Here is a 2,084-nt window from a genome sequence, read left to right as displayed (position 1 = left end):
CGCGGGGCGGAGCGCGCGCGGGACAGCCGGGCTGCCCGTGGCGCGAGCCCCCGCGGCGCCGGGCGACTCCCGCAGCGACGACGGCCGTCCCGCCCCTCATCCAGGCCGGGCTCCCGCCGCCCCGGTCCGCCCCGTGCGCGGTAACGTGATGAACGCGCGCAACTCGCGCGTGTGCGCTCGTCCGCGGTGCGCCCCGTCTCGGCCACGCAAGGGTCAGCCATGTATCCGACGCTCGCCTCCTTGGTCCAGCACCCCGCACTGAAGCTGGGGGTCCTCGCGGGGGAGGACGGTCTCGACGCGGAGGTGCGCTGGGCGCACGCCAGCGAGCTCGACGATCCCGCGCCCTTCCTCGACGGGGGCGAGCTGCTGCTGACCACGGCGCTCAAGCTGGACGTCGACGACCGAACCGCGATGGAAGCGTACGTGGCGCGGCTGAGGAACGCCGGCGTCGTGGGACTCGGCTTCGGCGTCGGCGTGCACCACGACGAGATCCCGGCGGAGCTCCTGGGCGCCTGCTCACGGGCCGGCCTGCCACTGCTGGAGGTGGAGCGCAGGATTCCGTTCATCGCGATCGCCAAGGCGGTCTCGGCGGCGATCGCCACCGAGGAGTACAAGGCGGTGGCGGCGGGTTTCGCCGCGCAACGGGAACTGACCCGGGCCGCGCTCAGCCAGGCCGGAACGCACGGGCTGCTGGAGCGCCTGGCGGGCCAGGTCGACGGCTGGGCGGCGCTCTACGACCTCTCCGGTGCTGTCACCCACGCAGTCCCCGCCTGGGCGGAGCGTCGCGCCGCCACCCTCGCCGACGACGTCCGCAGACTGCGGGACCGCCCCGGTCCCGCCACCGTGGTCGTCGGCTGCTCGACCGACGGCACCGAGGACGCCTCCACCGACGACCGGGTCGAACTGCAGTCGGTCGGCAGCGGCTCGGCCCCACGCGCTGTGCTCGCGATCGGCACGGCCTCACCGCCCGACACCGTCGCCCGCTACGCGGTCCAGTCCGCCGTCACCGTTCTCACGCTGCTGACGGAGCGGTCCAAGGCCTTCGAGGAGGCGGAGAGACGACTCGGTTCCGCCGTGCTGCACCTGCTGCTCAGCGGGGAACCCGAACACGCCCGGGCCGTCGGCGGGCAGGTCTACGGCGCGCTCCTCGACGCACCGTTGCGGGTGCTCGTCGCGGAGACGGGAGAACGCTACGTCTCCGCTTTCGCCACGGCTGCCGAGGCCGCAGCCGCCCGCGCTGCGGAGCCGCTGCTCCTCGTGCCCGACGGCGCGCAGACCGTCCTGCTCGTCGCGGAGGGCGGTGGCGTCCTCGACGCGGCGCAGTCGTACGCCCGCCGCGCGGGGGCACAGAAGAGCGGCGAGATCGGCGTGGTGATCGGGGCGTCGGGGCCGGCCGGCCCCACCTCCGTGGACACTGCCTACCAGCAGGCGCGGCAAGCGCTGCTCGTCGCGCGACGCCGCGGCAGGCCCTACGTGGAGCACGACGACGTGGCCGCGGGTTCCGTCCTGCCGCTCCTCGCCGACGACGCGGTGCGTGCGTTCGCCGACGGAATGCTGCGTCCGCTCCGGGAGCACGACGCCCACGGCCGGGGCGACCTGGTGGCCTCGCTGCGGGCCTGGCTCTCCCGGCACGGGCAGTGGGACGCCGCCGCCGCTGATCTGGGCGTTCACCGGCACACGCTCCGCTACCGCATGAGGCGGGTCGAGGAGATCCTGGAGCGCTCCCTCGACGACCCGGACGCGCGCATGGAGCTCTGGCTGGCGCTGAAGGCCACGGACTCGGCAACCCGCCACACCTGAGTGGGCGGGACGACGGACGGGCGTTCACCCGGTCCACGCGCCCGCGATGGGCTCCGGTGGCGGCGCCGGCCTCCGGCCCTGCGCGGCCTGTTCCGAGCGTCGCAGCACAGAGCTGATCTCGCTGCCCCGTGCGGAAGTCCCCGCGCCCGCACGGGGCGGCTCCCCGCCTCCCCCGTGCGGGGTGGATGCCACCGTCGCTGGGGCCGTGGACGGCGATGTCGTCGGGCCGGGCGACAGGGACGCCCGTCGCCCGGCCGGGGGCGGCGCGGCACGGTGCCCCCGGC

At 75.5% G+C, this 2,084-nt stretch carries 1 protein-coding gene; it reads left to right on the top strand.

The features are described from left to right. Positions 1-219 precede the first annotated feature (219 nt). Positions 220-1,800, top strand: a complete 1,581-nt coding sequence (locus HCJ92_RS23800; RefSeq protein ID WP_167935678.1) for a PucR family transcriptional regulator — start codon at positions 220-222, stop codon at positions 1,798-1,800. The last annotated feature ends 284 nt before the right edge of the window (positions 1,801-2,084 follow it).

The organism is Streptomyces spiramenti (assembly GCF_012034385.1).
In the GTDB taxonomy this organism is placed as follows: Bacteria; Actinomycetota; Actinomycetes; order Streptomycetales; family Streptomycetaceae; genus Streptomyces; species Streptomyces spiramenti.
The sequence above is the reverse complement of the archived record's forward strand: the minus strand, read 5'-3'. Positions and strand labels throughout refer to the sequence as shown.